The organism is Cribrihabitans neustonicus (assembly GCF_048820895.1).
Lineage (GTDB): Bacteria > Pseudomonadota > Alphaproteobacteria > Rhodobacterales > Rhodobacteraceae > Cribrihabitans_A > Cribrihabitans_A neustonicus.
The window spans coordinates 1-1,629 of sequence record NZ_JBMERQ010000035.1; the positions used below are offsets into that span (position 1 = coordinate 1).

At 60.1% G+C, this 1,629-nt stretch carries 1 protein-coding gene; it reads right to left on the reverse strand.

The features are described from left to right. Positions 1-239 precede the first annotated feature (239 nt). A complete protein-coding gene (locus tag ACOHWE_RS20100; protein ID WP_420668520.1) occupies positions 240-1,496 on the reverse strand; it encodes an IS110 family RNA-guided transposase in 1,257 nt (418 codons plus the stop codon). Positions 1,497-1,629 lie beyond the last annotated feature (133 nt).

The following is a 1,629-nucleotide window of genomic DNA, read 5'->3' on the forward strand; positions in this document are numbered from 1 at the left end:
CAACGTCCTATGTCGGGAAATTCCGGCTGCTTAGGTCAGCAAGTCATGGAGCATCCGGAGTCCCGAACGCCCTGGCAGGTTTGCCCAGACGGGTTCTGCCGTCAAAAATTGATCTCTTCCATAGCAAACACAGGGTACGCGCCCTGGCGGCCCTCACCGTCCTTTATTCGAGATCCCAAATCCCTAGCAGAAAGCCCGAACATTATCTACGAGGTCAGATAACTGCCTCCACGGCTCAGTCAGAGAGAGGTCCTTCCGCCCGGGCTCACCCCCTCGAAGAAGGGGCGATAGGGTTCGCCGTGATTGACCACGGCGTGTACGGTGCGCGCCATTTTGGCCGCGATTGCGGTGTAGGCCTTACGGCGCAGATGAGCGTTGTGTCGATCCTTCGAGATGTAGCGCTCGAACTTGTCGCGGAAGCTGTTGGTCCGCTTGAGCACGGCCGTCTGGCCGGCCATCCAGAGTGTGCGTCGCAGACGGGCATTGCCGTACTTCGAGATCCGGCTCTGACCGCGAAACATGCCGGACTGCACGGTGGCGAGGTCCATGCCGCAGAACTTGAGAAACTGCCGATGGTGCCGGAACCGGCGCAGATCACCCGCCTCTGCCAGAATGGTCATAGCATTGATAGGACCGATGCCGGGGATGGTCGTCAGCAGCTGATAGTCCGGTAGATCAGACAGAAGCTCGACGGCTCTCGCTTCGATCTCATTGCGCTGGCGGACAAGACTTCTGCCTTCGGCAAGAACCAGACGGAACATGCGAACCGCGTCGGACTCCGGACTTACGGGTAAACCAACAGAGTCGACGGCCGTTGCGTAAATGTCTGAAAGCAAAAGTTCCTTGGAGACCTTCCGCCCGACCACCTGCCATGCGTCAGCGATGAAGACTTCCCGGCTCATGGTGGTGATCGTCGTCGGTGTCGGATACTTCTCGAGGAACGCCAGGAACCAGTCGGTCCGAGAGCTGCGATGAAACCGCTGGGCCTCGGGGAAGTAGAGCGGCAGATAATGCGTCAGGATGCGGTGCCAGAGCTCGGTCTTCGAGCGTGAGACGATCTCGTGGGTCTTCGACAGCTCCTGAATGTCCGCCGTCCCGACCACCAAGGGATCGTGGAAGAACTGCACCGCTCCGATCTCCAGCATGTGCAGAATGACCTGGGCGTCCTTCGGGTCGTTCTTGTCCCAGCTGTTGTGCAAGGCCTCGCGCGTCCGGGCGAGGCTTACAGAGGAGACAAGCTTGAGTTCGAATCCTTGCTGGCCGAGATGATAGGCCAGCGGCCGGTGATAGTTGCCGGTCGCCTCAAATCCGATCCTAACCGGCAGATTGTAGCTGGCGAGGGCCGCAGACAGCCGCCGGAAGTCGTCCAGCGTATTGGTGACAGTCATGCGGCGGCGGCGCGTCTTGCCCGGGATGCCGATTAGAACCTCGTGCCGGTGCTTGGAAATGTCGATGGCGACCAGCAAGGTCGCGGCGGTAGAATGGATGGCGGTCATAGCCGGTCTCCTCAGCGGTGTGGTTGTGCAAAACCACTGTTGAGACCTGAGACCCGGTTATGGCCACACGCTGCGCTGTGTGGAGGCTGGGCGCGTGGCCATAACTTGTCGGCAGCAGCGCTTGTTCCCGACG

Bases quoted from the DNA above. Each gene is read 5' to 3' on its own strand.
- ACOHWE_RS20100 (WP_420668520.1), bottom strand. From the start codon at position 1,496: ATGACCGCCATCCATTCTACCGCCGCGACCTTGCTGGTCGCCATCGAC.